We start from the raw sequence: 18,347 nt of genomic DNA on the forward strand, positions 1-18,347 counted from the left end.
ATGAGCCAATTCAGCAAAGATCAGGTTCAGGACATGTATTATTTGTCGCCGATGCAGGAGGGAATGCTGTTTCATACTCTCCTGAATCCCGGCCAAAGTTTTTACATCGAACAAATGACAATGAAAGTAAAAGGCAGCTTGAATATCAAAAGCCTTGAAGAAAGCATGAATGTGATCATGGACCGGTACGATGTATTTCGTACCGTGTTCATTCACGAAAAAGTAAAAAGGCCGGTCCAAGTCGTATTGAAAAAACGGCAATTTCAGATAGAAGAAATCGATCTGACACATGTAACGGACAGCGAGCAAACAGCCAAAATCAATGAATACAAAGAACAGGATAAGATCAAGGGCTTTGATTTGACGCGGGATATTCCGATGCGGGCAGCCATTTTTAAAAAATCGGAAGAAAGCTTTGAATGGGTGTGGAGCTACCACCACATCATTTTGGACGGCTGGTGCTTCGGCATCGTCGTGCAGGATCTGTTTAAGGTATACAATGCCCTGCGTGAACAAAAGCCGTACAGCCTGCCGCCGGTCAAACCGTATAAAGACTATATCAAGTGGCTTGAAAAGCAGGATAAACAAGCATCACTGCATTACTGGCGCGGGTACTTAGAAGGTTTTGAAGGACAAACGACATTTGCGGAGCAAAGAAAGAAACAAAAGGACGGCTATGAGCCGAAAGAGCTGCTCTTCTCACTGCCGGAGGCGGAAACAAAAGCATTTACCGAGCTTGCAAAATCGCAGCATACCACTTTGAGTACGGCACTGCAGGCGGTTTGGAGTGTATTAATCAGCCGCTACCAGCAGTCCGGCGATTTGATCTTCGGTACAGTCGTTTCCGGGCGTCCCGCAGAAATCAAAGGCGTTGAACATATGGTCGGGCTGTTTATCAATGCTGTCCCGAGGCGGGTGAAGCTGTCTGAGGATACCACATTTAACGGCTTGCTCAAGCAGCTGCAGGAGCAATCGCTGCAGTCTGAGCCGCATCAATATGTGCCGCTCTATGATATTCAAAGCCAGGCCGATCAGCCAAAGCTGATTGACCACATCATTGTGTTTGAAAATTATCCGCTTCAGGATGCAAAAAATGAAGAGAACAGTGAAAACGGCTTTGATATGGAGGATGTACACGTTTTTGAGAAATCGAATTATGATCTCAACCTGATGGCTTCTCCAGGTGATGAGATGCTGATTAAGCTTGCCTATAACGGGAATGTGTTTGATGAGGCGTTTATCCTGCGCTTAAAATCTCAGCTTCTCACAGCGATCCAGCAGCTCATCCAGAAGCCGGATCAGCCTGTCAATACGATCAGACTTGTTGACGAAAAGGAAAGAGAGCTTCTGCTTACCGGCTTAAACCCGCCGGCTCAGACTCATCAGGCGAAGCCTCTGACAGATTGGTTCAAGGAAGCGGTGAATGTAAATCCAGATGCACCGGCGCTTACGTATTCCGGCCAGACTCTTTCCTATCGTGAATTAGATGAGGAAGCGAACCGTCTTGCGCGCCGTTTGCAAAAGCAAGGTGCGGGTAAGGACACCGTTGTCGCGTTATACACGAAGCGCTCGCTTGAGCTGGTGATCGGCATTCTCGGCGTATTAAAAGCGGGAGCGGCTTATCTGCCGGTTGATCCGAAGCTGCCGGAGGACCGAATCTCGTACATGCTGGCTGACAGTGCGGCAGCCTGTCTGCTGACACATCAGGAGATGAAAGAAAAAGCGGCTCAGCTGCCGTATACAGGAACAACACTCATCATCGATGATCAAGCACGGTTTGAGGAACAGGCAAGCGATCCTGCAGCCGCAATTGATCCCGATGATCCGGCGTATATTATGTATACGTCCGGCACAACCGGAAAGCCGAAGGGCAATATCACGACTCATGCCAATATTCAAGGATTGGTCAAGCATGTAGACTACATGGCATTTTCTGAAAAAGATACGTTCTTATCTGTTTCGAATTACGCCTTTGATGCATTTACCTTTGATTTCTATGCTTCAATATTAAATGCGGCACGGCTCATTATCGCAGATGAACATACACTGCTTGATACAGAACGGCTCACTGATCTGATCCGGCAGGAGAATGTCAATGTCATGTTTGCGACAACCGCACTTTTTAATCTTCTCACCGATGCGGGAGAGGAGTGGCTGAAGGGGCTTCGCTGTGTGTTATTCGGGGGTGAGCGCGCGTCAGTGCCTCACGTCAGAAAGGCGCTTGAGATCATGGGGCCCGGCAAGCTGATTAATTGCTACGGGCCGACTGAGGGAACGGTGTTTGCGACAGCTCACGTCGTGCATGATATACCGGATTCCCTTTCCTCATTGCCGATCGGAAAGCCGATCAGCAATGCCAGTGTTTATATTCTTAACGGGCAAAATCAGCTTCAGCCGTTTGGAGCTGTCGGTGAACTGTGCATCAGCGGAATGGGTGTATCAAAAGGGTATCTGAACCGTCATGACCTGACGAAGCAAACGTTTATCCCAAATCCGTTCAAGCCGGGAGAAATGCTTTACCGCACAGGGGATTTAGCACGCTGGCTGCCGGATGGAACAATTGAATACGCCGGGCGTATTGACGATCAGGTCAAAATACGCGGACACCGGATTGAGCTTGAAGAAATCGAAAAGCAGCTGCAGGAATACCCGGGTGTGAAAGATGCGGTCGTTGTTGCAGACCGCCATGAGTCTGGAGATGCATCAATCAACGCCTACCTCGTGAACCGGACGCCGCTTTCAGCTGAAGACGTAAAGAGGCACCTGAAAAAACAGCTTCCTGCTTACATGGTGCCGCAAACCTTTACTTTCTTAGAGGAGCTTCCTTTAACGACAAACGGGAAGGTCAATAAACGGCAGCTGCCGAAACCGGATCAGGCTCAGGCGGCGAAAGAATGGATCGGGCCTCGAAACGCGACGGAAGAAACGATTGCACACATCTGGTCCGACATCCTCGGCAGACAGCAGATCGGGATTCATGATGATTTCTTCGCGCTCGGAGGCCATTCCTTAAAAGCGATGACGGCAGCGTCGCGCATTAAAAAAGAGCTCGGTACGGACATTCCGGTGCAGCTGTTATTCGAAGCGACGACAATCGCAGACATTGCCGGTTATCTGCTTCACGGTGAAGAAAAAGGAATGAAAGATCTCACCATCATGAATAAAAATCAGTCTGACACACTGTTTGCGTTCCCGCCGGTTCTCGGTTACGGGCTGATGTACCAGCCGCTGGCAAAACAGCTGTCCGGCTATAAAATCTGTGCGTTTGATTTTATTGAGGAAGACAACCGCATCGAACGCTACACAGAGCTGATCAATCAGCTCCAGCCGGAAGGACCGGTCAAGCTGTTCGGATACTCGGCAGGCTGCACGCTCGCCTTTGAAACGGCCAAACGCCTTGAAGCAGGGGGCCGTAAAGTGGAGCGGCTGATCATGGTTGATTCCTATAAAAAACAAGGCGTCAGCGACTTGGAAGGCCGCACCGTAGAAAGTGATGTCCAGGCGCTGATGAAGGTAAACCGGGACAATGAAGCGCTGAATGACGAAGCTGTCAAAGAAGGTCTCGCCAAAAAAACAAACGCGTTTTATTCTTATTTTGTGCATACCGTCAGCACCGGCACGGTCAATGCGGATATAGATCTTTTAACGTCAGAACCGGACTTTGCGATGCCGCCGTGGCTCGCTTCGTGGGAGGAAGCCACGACAGGTGAATACCGTGTGAAAAAAGGCTGCGGCACGCACGCAGAAATGCTTCAGGGAGAATGTCTCGAAAGGAATGCGGCATATTTGCTCGAATTCCTAAGGAAGGAACATCTGAAGCTGACAACTTCACGATAGAAAAGGAGGAAGCCCGCCAATGGTCCAGCTCTTTAAATCGTTCGATACCACAGAAAAAACGCAGCTCATCTGTTTTCCGTTCGCAGGAGGCTATTCCGCATCATTCCGCCCGCTCCACACCTACCTTCAAGGTGAGTGTGAGATGCTTGCCGCGGAACCGCCGGGACACGGAACAAATCAAATGTCCGCCGTTGAGGATTTTGAACAGCTTGTCAGTTTATACAAGCAGGAGTTGAATCTCCATCCCGACCGCCCGTTTGTGCTGTTCGGCCATAGTATGGGAGGCATGGTCGCTTTCAGGCTGGCGCAAAAGCTGGAGCGGGAGGGCATTTACCCGCAGGCCGTGATCATCTCAGCCATTCAGCCGCCGCATGTGGAAAGGAAAAAAGTGTCTCATCTTGATGATGAAAAATTTCTCGCCCATATTATCGAGCTTGGCGGAATGCCGCAGGAGTTAGTGGAGAATAAGGAGGTCATGTCATTTTTCCTGCCTTCTTTCAGATCCGACTACCGCGCGCTTGAAAGCTTCCGTCCGTCTGATTCTCACATCATTCAATCACCCGTCCATATTTTTAACGGGCGGAAGGATAAAAAATGTATCAAAGATGCGGACGGATGGAAAAAATGGGCCGACAATCCCGTATTTCATGAGTTTTCGGACGGCCACATGTTCATATTAAGTGAAACTGAAAAAGTGGCGGAACGAATCTATGAGATTATTAACAGGAGCACTGCAGGCCAATTGTTATAGGATATGACAGACAGCATTCGCTGTCTGTTTTTTGAAACAAAATCTGCCCGCGAGTTTTCTCATTTATCAAAAATTTTATGTTATGATTTGATGGAATATAATTTTGAAGGGATTGTCGTACATGAATGATGCAGCAAAAGAGCTGAACAGAACATTATCTGAAGAAAACCCGCACGTGCTTCATATGCTTTCTGATTTGGGCAGAGAGTTGTTTTATCCGAAAGGGGTGCTGACACAATCGGCGGAAGCGAAAGCCAAGGCCGGAAAGTATAATGCCACGATCGGAATCGCCACCTCACAGGGCGAGTCCATGCACTTTTCCCATATTCAAGAGACACTGTCCGCCTATAACCCCGATGATATCTACGATTATGCTCCGCCGCAGGGAAAAGAGCCGCTCAGACAGGAATGGCTGAAAAAAATGCGTCTCGAAAATCCCTCATTAGCCGGCAAAGACATCAGCACGCCGATCGTGACAAACGCTTTAACACACGGGCTGAGCATCGCCGCCGACTTGTTCGTCAATGAAGGGGATACGCTGCTTCTGCCTGATAAATATTGGGGAAATTACAATTTCATTTTCGGTGTCCGGCGCATGGCATCCATTGAGACGTACCCGCTTTTTCAGCAGGATGGGCGTTTTAATGCGGCGGGGCTGTCCGAGCTGCTGAAAAAGCAGGAAGAAAAGGCGATTGTCGTGCTGAATTTCCCGAATAATCCGACAGGCTACACGCCGGGAGAAGAGGAAGCGGCAGAAATCGTCAGCGTGATCCTGGAGGCGGCGGAGGCCGGCAAAGAGATTGTCGTGCTCGTAGACGATGCGTATTACAATCTGTTTTACGATGAAACGGCCATTCAGGAATCCATCTTCAGCAAACTCGCCCAAGTGCACGACCGGGTGCTTTGCGTGAAAATAGACGGCGCGACGAAGGAAAATTACGCGTGGGGCTTCCGCGTCGGTTTTATTACGTACAGCACAAAAAGCGAAAAAGCGCTGCGCGTGCTCGAGGAAAAAACAAAAGGAATTATCAGGGGAACGATTTCAAGCGCCCCGCATCCGTCTCAAACGTTTATGCTGCGGGCGATGCAGTCACCGGAATACGAGAAAGAAAAATCGCTGAAATATAACATCATGAAAAAACGGGCTGACAAAGTGAAAGCCGTTCTTGCAGAAAACAAGCACTATGAAGACGTATGGACGCCTTATCCGTTTAACTCGGGTTATTTCATGTGTGTCCGGCTGAAAGACATAAACGCCGGCGAATTGAGAGTATCGTTGCTTGAAAAGAGAGGAATCGGGACGATATCCATTAATGAAACCGATTTGCGAATCGCATTTTCATGTGTTGAAGAAGAACACATCGCGGATCTGTTCGAAGAAATTTATCAAGAAGCAAAGCAGCTGCAGAAACAGGCGGAAATATCAGGCTGACAAAAAAGGAGGGGGGCACCCTCCTTTTTGTCATTTATTCTGTTACATTTACTTTCTCATTCACATTTTCCCGGAGCATTTGCCTGAAAACGGCGATATCTTTTTGCGAATAGAAAAGTCGTTTCGGCAGCAGAAGTGTTCCGTAACCCGATGTTTGTAATCGAAACATATTTTTGTGCTCCCTAGCCGAGAGCAGTTCATCCCATTCAAAAAGAATGCTTGCGTTTTTTTGTTTTTGGCTGATTCCGAGCTGATGAATCGTAATACTTCTGGCAGATTTCAGCCGCTGATTCGTTTTGTATGTTCTGTAAAGACGGAAGAATGAGATTGCCGTTGCGATCACCGTGACTGCCAAAGAGAGAATCACAGCTGCAAGGAAATTCAGGAGAGCTCTGACGCCCCATGTGCCGCCTGTAACCGGGCCGTTCATTCAAAACAGATGGCAGAAGCCAGCAGCATAATCAAAAAACAGACAGCCGCGGATTTTCCTTGATGATAAGCAAAGTGTTCTCTTACATCGGCAAATGTTAAGCAGCCCGCGAGATAGATATTTTCATTTCGTGTGTTGATCATATTCCGTCTTCGTTTCCTTTCATTTTTTCCCTATGTCGTAATATGCTTTTTTTCCGCCGTCCTGAAGCATTGCTTCCCAAGACTCCGATGACGATACAGACGGCGCCGGCGATATGATACCAGCGGAGTGACTCATGGAGAACGAGGACACCCGCAAGCATCGTCACGATGACGGACAAATTGTTAAAGGCGCTCATCTTAAACGCTTCAATCTTGGACAGCGCGTAGTTTGACATCAATGATGTAATGAGAGAAGACAAAATGCCTAAATACAGAATCGCTGCGATAAAACCGGGATCGCGGAAGGGCAGAAAATACTGCCCGATCGTTCCTTCCGCTCCGTGCCGGAAGAGAGCGATGCAGTTGAAGGAAGCAAAGCCGATCGCAGACATGCACCAGGTCAGCTCACCCAATGAAAAACGCTGGGTCGTGCGTCTCGCTGCCGTATTGTAAAGGGCGGAGGACAGCGCGGACAACAGGATCAGGAAAGCACCTTTAAAACTCGCCGATTCCGCGGACACCCCTTTCATTGTGAAAATAAATACCACCCCGGCCACTGACAGGCATGTGAATCCCTTTTGCGCCCATGTCGGACGTTCCTTTAAAAAGTAAGACGAAAACAGCATCGTAAAAATCGGGATGGCGGCTTGAATGATACCGGCTTCCGATGATGAAGAATACAAAAGGCCGAACGCCTGAAAACTGAAAAACAAAGCCGGATATAAAAGGGCCAAAGGCAAGATCGCCAGCACATTCTTCCAGCTGACGGACAGTTTGATCCAGCCGAATAAAACAGGAAGCATTGCACAGATGAAGGCCGCTGTGAACCGATGAGCCAATATATCAAACGGATTGGCGGATTGAAGCGCAATCTTGACAAATATAAAGGAAAAACCGATAATCAGCGCATTTAAAATGGCAGCGAGGTAAGCAGCAGCCAAACGGTTTTGATTAATCATCTTTACGAACTCCTTTAAAGAGATCGAGCGCCGGCCGCTCCCTTTTATTGTATGGGAAGGGAAGAAGCAGTACAATGAGAATAATGATAAACTGTACCGGTACAGATGGAGGTTCAGCATGGAAAAGTATATGAACGTGATGATAGAAGTGGAGAGTCTCATTGAAGGCGGCACTTTTCAGGAAGGGGCGCGGCTGCCTTCTATCAGGCAGCTGGCCCAGCGTTTTCACGTCAGTAAAAGCACCGTCATCCGTGCGCTTCAGGAGCTTGAAAAACGGCACATTATTTATGCCGTGCCGAAAAGCGGCTACTATCTTATTAAAAATGACAAAAAGCAGGAGCGAGAACAAACAGGTATCATTGATTTTGCAGCCTCGGCGCCGGACCCTGATATTTTTCCGTACCGCGACTTTCAGCATTGCATCAACAAAGCCATTGATATGTATAAAAATGATTTGTTCATTTACGGCACGCCGCAGGGGCTTCCGTCTTTAATCCGGGTGCTTCAGACGCTATTATCCGATTATCAGGTATTTGCAAAAGAGCGGAACATTTTTATCACCTCGGGTGTGCAGCAGGCGTTATCCCTGCTGTCTCTGATGCCGTTTCCGAACGGAAAAAAGAAGATTTTAATCGAACAGCCGGGCTATCATCTGATGGTGGAGCAGCTTGAAGCGCTGCGCCTTCCCGCCTGCGGCATTAAACGGACGGCTGAGGGGCTTGATATGGCGGAAGTCGAGCGGCTGTTTCAGACGGAGGAAATTAAGTTTTTTTACACGATGCCCCGATTTCATAATCCGCTCGGCAGCTCTCTGACAGAATGGCAAAAACGAGAGCTTGTCCGATTAGCGGAGGCGTATGACGTTTATTTGGTTGAGGATGATTTCCTAGGAGATTTAGAGGACAATCAGAAGGCAGACCCGCTGTACGCCTACGATCTGTCTTCCCGCGTGATTTATTTGAAAAGCTTTTCGAAAATGATTTTTCCGGGGCTGCGTGTTGGAGCGGCTGTGCTCCCGGATTCGCTGGCCCCGGTTTTCCATACGTATAAAAAGCTGAGCGATATCGACTGTTCGATGATATCCCAAGCGGCCCTTGAAGTGTATATCAAAAGCGGCATGTTCAAAAGGCATAAAGAAAAAATCCGGGCCTCTTACAGAGCACGTTCCGAGCTGCTCCAAAACGCGCTGCAGGAGTACGACGGTTTTTCTGTAAAGCAAACGTCGATCCATACCCATCTCGTGCTGGAGAAAAGCCTTTCCGCTTCAAGAGTTGTGCAGCGTCTGAAAGCGCAAGGCGTGCTGGTGGAGCCGATTGACAGCCATTACCTATCGGATTTTCCGAAAGAAAATATCATCAAACTCAACGTGTCCAACGTCAAGACAGGGGATATCACGCGAGGCATCAAAATGCTGACGGATTGCTTATAACAGCTCTTCATACGTTTTCATCTCAATCCCGTCACAAAAATCGGGATGCGCCGCACAAACGGCCAGCTTATACTCCTCGTCCGCATCATATGTGCGGATGAAACAAGGTTCATGTCCGTCCGGGAGCTCAATGGACACATGGCCGTCGTCTTTGAGGCGGACGCTGAATGAATCAAGCGGCAGGGAAAGCCCTTTTCCGGCCTGTTTGATAAAGCTTTCTTTCATCGACCACAGGTGGTAAAAATAATCGGTCTGCTGATCGGGGTGTTTCGCTTGCAGATCACTGTATTCCGTCGGCGAAAAAAACCGTTTGGCGATATCAATCGTGCCGGGCTTCATTTTTTCAATATCAATGCCGATCGGTTTTGAATCAACGGCGCACACGATCCAGCGACCGGAGTGGGAAATATTAAAGTGCATGTCCGGAAGCGCGGGGATGTACGGCTTTCCGTATTCCTGAACGCTGAATGAAATCCCGGCCGGATCAAGTCCGTAAGCCTTCGCCGCAGCGGTGCGGATCAGCATGTCGCCGATCAAGGTGCGGTGAGCATCCTCCTTATGGTAAAAGCGCCGGCATTTTTCCCGCTTTTCGGCGGACACGGCCGCCATCATCCGATCCTCTTCCCCTGCAGAAAGCGGGCGGTCCATATATACTCCGTAAATTTTCATGTCCAGATCCTCCGTCTGAAAATATTGTCAAAACCATCCTATCATATCAGGCGAAAGCTGTCCGAAAATAAAAAAACAAAACCGTTTCGGCTTTGTTTTTAATGAACGGACGTTGCACGCCCGGAGATCGCGTATGTTAACAGTTTAGAGGACTGCGGCAAAGAAAAACGCAGAATCAGCCCCGTCAAAACAGCCGTAATAATGGTTCCGGCACCGATCGGTCCGCCCATCATCCAGGCTGCGGCAAGAATCGTCAGCTCAATGCCGTTCCGCACCCATTGCACGTTCCAGCCTGTTTTTTCAGATATCAGCATCATCAGAGAGTCCCGGGGGCCCGCGCCAAGCCCTGCTGATACGTAAATACCGACACCGCAGCCGATCAGCAGCAATCCGATAGAAAAACACACGGCCGCTAAGGAAAAAGCGTGCGTCTCAGGAAGCAGAAACGAAAAGAAATCAATAAACATTCCCATCAGCACCATGTTTAAGATAGCGCCGATTTTCGGGAGTGTCCTTGTGAACAGGCAGGTTAAAGCCACGATGACCGCGCCGACCACGATGGACCATTGGCCGACAGAAAGTCCGAAATGCTGAAAAAGCCCATAATGAAAGGCATCCCAAGGGCTGATGCCGAGAGCTTTTCCTTTAATGGTTAACGATACCCCGAAAGACAAAATTAACAGACCGGCAAAATAAAACGTCCAGCGCATCAAGAATTCCCGCTTCAAAGAGGTCCCTTCTTTCATAAAATTTCATTAATTGTCATTGTAGCATAACCGCCAAAAAAAAGAAGAAGCGAAATCAGTGTTTCGCTTCTTCTCCCGCTCCTACAAAGGATTCAGTATACGATTTAAAAACCGCTGCGTGCGTTCTTCTTTCGGCGCGGAGAAAATTTGCTCCGGCGGTCCTTGTTCCACAATGACGCCGCCGTCAATGAAGATGACTTCATCGGCCACTTCCTGCGCGAATTTGATTTCATGGGTGACGACGACCATCGTCCAGCCCTCGTTCGCCAAATCCTTAATCACTTTGAGCACCTCGCCGACCAGCTCCGGATCAAGCGCTGACGTCGGTTCGTCAAACAGCATCAGCTCGGGCTGAATCGCAAGCGCGCGGGCGATGCCGACACGCTGCTGCTGACCGCCGGAAAGCTGGAACGGATATAAATCCATTTTGTCTTTGAGTCCGACTTTTTCCAGAAGCTCCATCGCTTCTTTTCTGACTTGCTCCTTGTCGCGCTTTTGCACTTGAATGGGTCCTTCCATGACGTTTTCAAGCGCCGTGCGGTGAGGAAACAGATGATACGCCTGGAAGACCATGCCTGATTTGCGGCGGAGGCGAAGAATATCAGCCTGCTTCACTTTTTTGGAGAAATCTATTGAAAAATCGGAGAATGCCAGCTCGCCGCGATTGGGGATCTCAAGCGCGTTCAGACAGCGCAGAAGCGTCGTTTTTCCTGAACCGGACGGTCCCAGAATGGCGATGACTTTCCCTTTTTCTATCTCCATATCTATCTTTTTTAAAATTTCATTCTGTCCGAATGATTTATTTAATCCTTTGACGGAAAGCATATCGAAACCTCCTTATTTGGCCACATAACGGTCGAGACGCCGTTCGATCACGTGCTGTACGATTGACAGCAAGAAGCAGATGATCCAATAAATAAAGGCGGCTTCAATATAGATGACCAAGATTTGATCAAGGTTTTGCGCGCCGATTTCCTGCGCTTTTCTGAACAGCTCCGCGACGAGAATCTGTGACGCGAGAGATGTATCCTTGATCAGGCTGATAAATGTATTTGATAATGGCGGAATGGACACGCGAAACGCTTGCGGCAGGATCACGCGGAACAATGTCTTGCGATAGGTCATGCCGATCGTATAACCGGCTTCCCATTGCCCTTTCGGCACGGATGAAATAGATGCCCGGATGATTTCAGAAGCGTAGGCGCCCACGTTTAACGAAAACGCGATGACTGCGCTTGGGAAAGGATCCAGCGTAATATTAAATGTCGGGAACAGATAAAAAATGATGAACAATTGAACGAGAAGAGGAGTGCCGCGCACCGCTGATACGTATACGCTGAACACCCATCTCAATGGTTTCATATTTGACATTCTGGCGAGCGCCGTAATCAGCGCGATGATCATTCCGAAAATAAAGGAAAGAATGGTAAGGGGAATCGAATAATAGATTCCCCCGGAAAGAATCGGCCAGAATGACTGCTGCACCAGATCCCAAGGAATGGCTGTTGCAATCACGGGTTCCGGCATGTTACTTAGAAACATCTTCGCCGAACCATTTTTTCGCTATTTTAGAAAGAGTCCCGTCCTCTTTCATTTCTTTTAACGCTTTGTTGACGTGAGTCACAAGTTCGCCGCTTCCTTTTCGGAATGCGAAATACGTCTGCTGCGGCTGGCCTGCTTCAAACGCGATTTTCACGTTTTTATTGCCGGACGTTTTTAAGTAGTTCAGTACGGCAAGCTTATCGTTGTAAGTCAGATCAGCGCGGCCCTGCTGAATGAGCTGAAGGGATTGAGCCATGCCTTCAACGCCTTCAATTTTCGCGCCGGCTTCTTTCGCTAATTTATTGTAATTGCTTGTTAATGACTGAGCCGCTGTTTTTCCTTTGACATCAGCCTCTTTCGCAATCGTGCTGTCTTTTTTCGTCACGACGACTGCATTTGACGTTGTGTATTTATCCGAAAAATCATATTGGTTCTCACGGCCTGTTTTGCCGACTTGGTTGGCAACGACGTCAAACCGTTTCGCGTTTAATCCGGCAAACATGCTGTCCCATTGCGTTTCTTTGAAGTCAGCTTTCAGACCGAGGCGTTTCGCGACTTCTTGAATCACTTCAACATCATATCCGGTCAGTTTGTCACTCTTTTTATCATGGAAGGTAAACGGTTCGTACGTTCCTTCTGTGCCGACGGTCAGTACGCCTTTTTTCTTGACAGAAGCCCAAAGATCGCCGTCTTTTGACTTAGATCCGCTGTCCTGTGAGTTTCCGCAGGCTGCAAGCATTGCGATGCTGACCATCATGAACAAAGCGAATAATGCTTTTTTCATCTTCTTTATTCCCCACTTTTCTGAGTAGTTTTATTGAGAAAAAATAGCTCCCAATTGTAAAGGATAACTTTTTTTTAGTATGAGTCAAGTAATTGGTTTTCATAAGCGGGAATTCTTCGTGTTCCGGATCAAAATAATTCCAAAAACTGTCTGACCGGCTTCGGCAGATAGCTGTCTTTTCTCCAGATGACGGCCGGTGTCATGACAAACGGGTTGTCTTCGATGATAACCGTTTTGACATGCGAACGCATATGGACGGGAATCATCGTCAAAGGCAGAATTGTGGCGCCGAATCCTGATGATACGAGGCTCAAGAGCGTCGCGGAGTCATGGCATTCACAGACAACCTGAAGGTCGAGACCGTACTGTTCACAAACTTGGAGGACTTGGTCATACACACCTCTTCCATTGACGGTGCGCAAAAGGATCAAAGGCAAAGAGGCGATGTCATTCAGTTTAATCGTTTCACCGCACAGTCGTTTTGAATGCTCGGACAGCACCAATACACACGGAATGTCTTCAAGCTCCTTCGATTCAATGCCGTCGTTTTTAATCAAGGTGGTGGTGACGGCGGCGTCAATCTGCCGGGTTTCCAGAAGCTCGAGCAGTGAGACGGGCTCATCTTCCCAAATGTTAAAAGTGAGATGCGGAAACCGCTCTTTCATCTGTGACACTTTCTCAAGCATGAGCGCGGCGCAGTAAATGGTTGACCCGACGGCAAGTGTCCCGGCCACCTCCTCCTTCAGCTCTTGTACCTCGATAATGGCATCCTCAAACTTATGAAGAATCTCTTTCGCTCTTTTCAAAAAGACATTTCCTTCATATGTAAGGGTCATTTGTTTCTTTTTATTGCGGTCAAACAGAATGACGCCCAATTCTTCTTCGAGCTGTTTCAGCTGTCTGCTTAAAGGCGGCTGTGCCATATGAAGCTTTTTGGCGGCCGTCGTGATTTTCTGCTCTTGGGCAATGGTGATGAAATAACGCAATTGCCGGATATCCATGAGAACGCTCGCTCCTTTCCTTTATACCTTTAAGGTATGATACATAGATTTAACGAATATTTTTCATATGGATATATCAGGAGTATGATGGTTTTGACACCACATTTCAAGCGTAAAGGAGGGGTCGATATGAAGCTCGTCATCGGAATGACCGGGGCAACGGGAGCCATATTCGGGATCAGGCTTTTAGAATATTTAAAAGCCGCGGAAATCGAAACCCATCTTGTCGTGTCTCCTTGGGCAAATGTCACCATTACACATGAAACCGATTATACGTTAAAAGATGTCGAGAAACTCGCATCCTATACGTATTCTCACAAAGACCAAGCGGCGGCGATTTCAAGCGGCTCGTTTGAAACGGACGGGATGATCATCGCTCCGTGCAGCATGAAATCACTGGCAAGCATCCGCACCGGAATGGCTGACAACCTGCTGACAAGGGCGGCTGACGTCATCCTGAAGGAGCGGAAAAAACTTGTGCTGCTGACAAGAGAAACGCCGCTCAGCCAAATTCATTTAGAAAATATGCTAACGCTTACAAAAATGGGTTCCGTCATTCTTCCGCCGATGCCGGCATTTTATAACAAGCCGGCTGACATGGATGAATTGATCGACCATATTGTGTTCCGGACGCTCGATCAGTTCGGCATCCGTCTGCCGGAAGCGAAACGGTGGTACGGAATTGAAAAACAAAAAGGAGGAATCTGATAATGGCCTATCAGGATTTTAGGGAATTTCTCGCCGCTCTTGAAAAAGAAGGGCAGCTCTTAACAGTCAACGAAGAGGTGAAACCGGAGCCGGATCTGGGTGCCGCCGCGCGTGCAGCCAGCAATCTCGGGGATAAAACCCCTGCGCTTTTATTTAACAATATTTACGGACATCACCATGCGCAGGTGGCTCTGAATGTCATCGGCTCGTGGCCGAATCACGCGATGATGCTCGGCATGCCGAAAGATACGCCTGTTAAAGAACAATTCTTTGAGTTCGCCAAACGGTACGATGCATTTCCGGTGCCGGTCAAGCGGGAAGAAACCGCGCCGTTTCATGAAAATGAAATAACGGAAGATATCAATCTATTTGACATCCTTCCGCTATTCAGAATCAACCAGGGGGACGGCGGCTACTATTTGGATAAAGCGTGTGTCATTTCCCGCGATCTTGAAGATCCGGACAATTTCGGCAAGCAGAATGTCGGCATTTACAGAATGCAGGTAAAGGGAAAAGACCGCCTCGGCATTCAGCCCGTGCCTCAGCATGATATTGCGATTCATCTTCGCCAAGCTGAAGAACGCGGCGTGAATCTTCCCGTTACGATCGCGCTCGGCTGTGAGCCGGTGATTACGACAGCTGCGTCAACTCCGCTGTTATACGATCAATCCGAGTATGAAATGGCCGGCGCGATTCAAGGGGAGCCCTACAGAATCGTCAAATCTAAACTGTCTGATTTAGACATCCCTTGGGGCGCTGAAGTCGTTCTGGAAGGAGAGATCCTTGCGGGAGAACGGGAATACGAAGGACCTTTCGGTGAGTTCACGGGCCATTATTCAGGCGGCCGCAGCATGCCGGTGATCAAAATCAAACGGGTATATCATAGAAACAATCCGATTTTTGAACATTTATACTTAGGCATGCCGTGGACGGAGTGCGATTATATGATCGGCATTAATACGTGCGTGCCGCTTTACCAGCAGCTCAAGGAAGCTTATCCGAACGAAATTGTCGCCGTGAACGCGATGTATACGCACGGCCTGATCGCCATTATTTCCACGAAAACGCGCTACGGCGGATTTGCCAAGGCGGTCGGCATGCGCGCCCTGACGACGCCGCACGGACTCGGCTACTGCAAAATGGTCATTGTTGTGGATGAGGATGTCGATCCGTTTAACCTGCCGCAAGTCATGTGGGCGCTCTCAACGAAAATGCATCCAAAACACGATGCAGTCATCATTCCTGACCTGTCCGTCCTTCCGCTTGACCCGGGGTCTGATCCGGCAGGGATGACACACAAAATGATTCTTGACGCCACGACGCCTGCCGCGCCGGAAACAAGAGGCCATTATTCTCAGCCGCTTGATTCTCCGCTGACAACGAAAGAATGGGAACAAAAACTGATGGACTTAATGAATCAATAAGAAAGGATGAGGTTGCAATGAAAACATGCCCGCGCTGTGAATCGAAAAAAGGAGAAACCGTCAGCCAATCGCCGGTCAAAGGCGCCTGGGAAATTTACCAATGCCAAACCTGCTTTTTCACATGGAGATCCTGTGAACCGGAAAGCATCACGAATCCGGCGGCATTCAACCCGGCATTTAAAATTGATCCGAAAGAAACGGAGACGGCCGCACATGTTCCCGCTGTCCCGGAAAGAAAAGCGTAATGCTGACGGAGCACTTGCCGGAGACGCTTTACACGCTTTTAGACGGGACGGAGCTTGAAAAAAAGCAGCACGACGCATTTGTGCTCCAATCCGTGACAAAAGAAGGCCGTCCGCACGCGGCCATGATCAGCGCCGGTGAAATCGTGGCCGTGAGCAGAACAAATCTCCGGCTCGCCTTATGGAAAAACACGACGACCGTAAGAAGCCTTCTGCATTCGGGACAAGCTCTTTTCATCGCCTGGCACGGAGGAGCCGCATATTACGTCACATTGGAATGTGAGGCGCTTCCGCCGCTGAAAGAGGCGAAACACGAGCGGGAACGGTTCAGCTGCCGCGTGATCACCGTCAAGGAAGATCGGGCGAAATACGCGGATCTGACATCCGGACCGGCCATCCAGCTCCACGAACCGGAAGATGTCTTGAAGAGATGGAGAGAAACACTTGAGGAGTTAAAACGATAGACGCATCAAAAAAGCCTGCGGACGATTCCGCAGGCTTTTCTTTATCTGTTATTGTACGCCTTTCATCGCCCGTTTAATGACGGGAGACAGAAGAATCAAAATAATACCGAGAATGATCGAAACAAGACCGATTGAGCCGAAGTAGGCCGCTTCAGAAATCTTATCAAACAAACCGACTACTTTTGCGTTCAGGGCTTGACCGCAGGCGTTTGTTAAAAACCACATGCTCATCGTCTGCGCTGAGAAAGCGGCAGGCGCAAGTTTTGTTGTGACGGATAAACCGACCGGTGAAAGGCAAAGCTCACCAAGCACAACCAAAAGGAAGCTGAGCACAAGCCAAAGCGGGCTCACAAGCTCACCGCTCCCGCCCATAACCGGAAGCACCATGACTAAAAATGATAATCCGGCAAGGATAATGCCGATGGCGAATTTAATCGGTGTTGAAGGCTGGCGTTTGCCAAGCTTCATCCAGATCCAGGCGAACACCGGCGCGAAAATAACGATGAATAACGGGTTCAGAGACTGGAACCATGAAGACTCAAGATGCATGCCCGCAAAGGAAAGTCTCGTGCGCTGATCCGCATATAAAGCAAGAATCGTCGCGCCCTGCTCCTGAATCGCCCAGAACATTGCCGCTGCAACAAACAGCGGAACATAAGCCGCAAGCCGTGATTTTTCCGTTTTCGTCGCTTTTTTGCTCGTGAACATCACGATAAAGTAAATAACCGGAATGACAATGCCGAGGATACTGACGGTATCAATCACACGCTGGATCGTCAGCCAGCCGGTTTGAATCAGAACGATGATAACGGCTGCTGCGATGACCACTCCGATTCCCGTGCCGATCACTGATGATTTAGAAATCGGATTCGGTACATTGGAGCCTGCTTTGCCGAGGTATTTCTTTCTCGTAAGAGCGAAAACAATCAGTCCGAGGAACATACCGGCCGCGGCGCATCCGAAGCCTAAGTGGTAGTTGTACTTCTGTCCGAGTGTTCCGACAATTAGCGGCGCAAGCAATCCGCCGAGGTTGATCCCCATGTAAAAGATGCTGAAACCTGAGTCGCGGCGCTCGTCTTCCTTCGTATATAAATCTCCGACAACGCTGGATACGTTTGGTTTAAGCAGGCCGGTTCCGATAATGATCAGAGCCATGCTGGTAAAAAACGCCGCCGTGCTGCCAGGGAAGGCAAGAGCGATGTGCCCGAACATAATTAAAATTCCGCCGTAAAATACGGTGTTTGCCGTGCCGAATACCCGGTCGGCCAGCCATCCGCCGATGACGCTCGACATGTATACGAGAGACCCGTATATGGACATGATGGCAACTGCGGTCGTTTTATCAAAGCCGAGACCGCCATGAGCGACCTCCGTGTATAAATAGTAAAGCAATATGGCTCTCATACCATAGTAGGAGAAACGCTCCCAAAATTCGGTGAAAAACAGTGTGAACAAGCCGCGGGGATGACCGAAAAAGCCTCGTTGCGGCACAGTTTCTGTTATAGAGTCCTTATCAATAGATGCCACCTGAGCCAACCCTTTCTTAAAAAAGTGTATTACAAAAATCATATTCTTATATAATACTTGTGTCAATATAATTTATACTGAATTCAAAAAATTCCAGAATGAAAAGATATTAAAACGTTGAATATAGACGAATTTTCCTAATTCCAATGACTTATTTTGTTATATTATCTGACTAAACTATCTTTATAAACTTTTTTAATAAAATTTAAAGTATGTACAGGCGGAGCGGGATATGGCGGAATAAGATGACAATAAGAGA

Annotated in this window: 17 protein-coding genes; 8 read left to right on the forward strand and 9 right to left on the reverse strand. The window is 48.5% G+C overall.

All coding sequences use genetic code 11. The features are described 5' to 3' along the window. The 3 genes from srfAC to NSQ37_RS07155 all read left to right on the forward strand — a co-directional run bounded on the left by srfAC (window position 1) and on the right by NSQ37_RS07155 (window position 6,020). Complete coding sequence (gene srfAC, locus NSQ37_RS07145; RefSeq protein WP_253600724.1) at window positions 1–3,837, forward strand: surfactin non-ribosomal peptide synthetase SrfAC; 3,837 nt, start codon at window positions 1–3, stop codon at window positions 3,835–3,837. A gap of 19 nt (window positions 3,838–3,856) precedes the next feature. After that, complete coding sequence (srfAD, locus tag NSQ37_RS07150; protein WP_012116775.1) at window positions 3,857–4,588, forward strand: surfactin biosynthesis thioesterase SrfAD; 732 nt, start codon at window positions 3,857–3,859, stop codon at window positions 4,586–4,588. A 121-nt stretch (window positions 4,589–4,709) separates the two neighbouring features. Continuing rightward, window positions 4,710–6,020, forward strand: a complete 1,311-nt coding sequence (locus NSQ37_RS07155) for an aminotransferase class I/II-fold pyridoxal phosphate-dependent enzyme (RefSeq protein ID WP_043021388.1) — start codon at window positions 4,710–4,712, stop codon at window positions 6,018–6,020. Between the two features lie 34 nt (window positions 6,021–6,054). Here NSQ37_RS07155 and NSQ37_RS07160 read toward each other — a convergent pair whose 3' ends face one another. Then, the gene (locus tag NSQ37_RS07160; protein ID WP_038455972.1) at window positions 6,055–6,450 is read right to left on the reverse strand and encodes a YcxB family protein; all 396 of its coding nucleotides are present in this window, start codon (window positions 6,448–6,450) and stop codon (window positions 6,055–6,057) included. 139 nt (window positions 6,451–6,589) lie between these two features. Next, window positions 6,590–7,552 carry a DMT family transporter gene (locus NSQ37_RS07165; protein WP_081111619.1) on the reverse strand — a complete coding sequence of 321 codons (963 nt, stop codon included), beginning with the start codon at window positions 7,550–7,552 and terminating at the stop codon, window positions 6,590–6,592. Window positions 7,553–7,670: 118 nt separating this feature from the next. On the opposite strand from NSQ37_RS07165, the gene NSQ37_RS07170 reads away from it, so the two are divergent. After that, complete coding sequence (locus NSQ37_RS07170) at window positions 7,671–8,981, forward strand: aminotransferase-like domain-containing protein (protein ID WP_341123460.1); 1,311 nt, start codon at window positions 7,671–7,673, stop codon at window positions 8,979–8,981. Here the strand turns inward: NSQ37_RS07170 and NSQ37_RS07175 are convergent. From NSQ37_RS07175 to NSQ37_RS07200, 6 genes are all read right to left on the reverse strand, one after another. Further along, the gene (locus NSQ37_RS07175; protein ID WP_024084876.1) at window positions 8,976–9,650 is read right to left on the reverse strand and encodes a 4'-phosphopantetheinyl transferase family protein; all 675 of its coding nucleotides are present in this window, start codon (window positions 9,648–9,650) and stop codon (window positions 8,976–8,978) included. The genes NSQ37_RS07170 and NSQ37_RS07175 overlap by 6 nt on opposite strands. A gap of 98 nt (window positions 9,651–9,748) precedes the next feature. Beyond that, a complete protein-coding gene (locus NSQ37_RS07180) occupies window positions 9,749–10,360 on the reverse strand; it encodes a YczE/YyaS/YitT family protein (protein ID WP_023356699.1) in 612 nt (203 codons plus the stop codon). Between the two features lie 117 nt (window positions 10,361–10,477). Beyond that, window positions 10,478–11,221, reverse strand: a complete 744-nt coding sequence (gene tcyC, locus NSQ37_RS07185) for a cystine ABC transporter ATP-binding protein TcyC (protein ID WP_080131074.1) — start codon at window positions 11,219–11,221, stop codon at window positions 10,478–10,480. Between the two features lie 12 nt (window positions 11,222–11,233). Further along, entirely contained in the window at window positions 11,234–11,938 is a 705-nt protein-coding gene (locus tag NSQ37_RS07190; protein WP_003156375.1) for an amino acid ABC transporter permease, read from the reverse strand. Then, window positions 11,925–12,722 carry a cystine ABC transporter substrate-binding lipoprotein TcyA gene (tcyA, locus tag NSQ37_RS07195; RefSeq protein WP_020955311.1) on the reverse strand — a complete coding sequence of 266 codons (798 nt, stop codon included), beginning with the start codon at window positions 12,720–12,722 and terminating at the stop codon, window positions 11,925–11,927. Before tcyA ends, NSQ37_RS07190 begins: the two co-directional genes overlap by 14 nt. A gap of 128 nt (window positions 12,723–12,850) precedes the next feature. After that, window positions 12,851–13,723 carry a LysR family transcriptional regulator gene (locus NSQ37_RS07200; protein ID WP_003156371.1) on the reverse strand — a complete coding sequence of 291 codons (873 nt, stop codon included), beginning with the start codon at window positions 13,721–13,723 and terminating at the stop codon, window positions 12,851–12,853. Window positions 13,724–13,816: 93 nt separating this feature from the next. Between NSQ37_RS07200 and NSQ37_RS07205 the strand changes: the two genes are divergently transcribed. Genes NSQ37_RS07205 through NSQ37_RS07220 form a run of 4 tightly spaced genes read left to right on the forward strand, consistent with a single transcriptional unit; the run spans window position 13,817 to window position 16,561 of the window. Beyond that, complete coding sequence (locus NSQ37_RS07205; RefSeq protein WP_132106754.1) at window positions 13,817–14,431, forward strand: non-oxidative hydroxyarylic acid decarboxylases subunit B; 615 nt, start codon at window positions 13,817–13,819, stop codon at window positions 14,429–14,431. 2 nt (window positions 14,432–14,433) lie between these two features. Then, complete coding sequence (gene bsdC, locus NSQ37_RS07210) at window positions 14,434–15,855, forward strand: phenolic acid decarboxylase BsdC (RefSeq protein ID WP_007410249.1); 1,422 nt, start codon at window positions 14,434–14,436, stop codon at window positions 15,853–15,855. A gap of 17 nt (window positions 15,856–15,872) precedes the next feature. After that, on the forward strand, window positions 15,873–16,100 hold the full coding sequence (locus tag NSQ37_RS07215; protein WP_007410250.1) for a non-oxidative hydroxyarylic acid decarboxylases subunit D: 228 nt from the start codon (window positions 15,873–15,875) through the stop codon (window positions 16,098–16,100). Then, a complete protein-coding gene (locus tag NSQ37_RS07220) occupies window positions 16,100–16,561 on the forward strand; it encodes a hypothetical protein (protein ID WP_076425718.1) in 462 nt (153 codons plus the stop codon). Before NSQ37_RS07215 ends, NSQ37_RS07220 begins: the two co-directional genes overlap by 1 nt. A 48-nt stretch (window positions 16,562–16,609) precedes the next feature. On the opposite strand, the gene NSQ37_RS07225 is transcribed toward NSQ37_RS07220, so the two are convergent. Beyond that, window positions 16,610–18,088 carry a peptide MFS transporter gene (locus tag NSQ37_RS07225; protein WP_012116786.1) on the reverse strand — a complete coding sequence of 493 codons (1,479 nt, stop codon included), beginning with the start codon at window positions 18,086–18,088 and terminating at the stop codon, window positions 16,610–16,612. Window positions 18,089–18,347: the final 259 nt, after the last annotated feature.

The organism is Bacillus sp. FSL P4-0334 (genome assembly GCF_038004825.1).
GTDB classification, from domain to species: Bacteria; Bacillota; Bacilli; order Bacillales; family Bacillaceae; genus Bacillus; species Bacillus velezensis.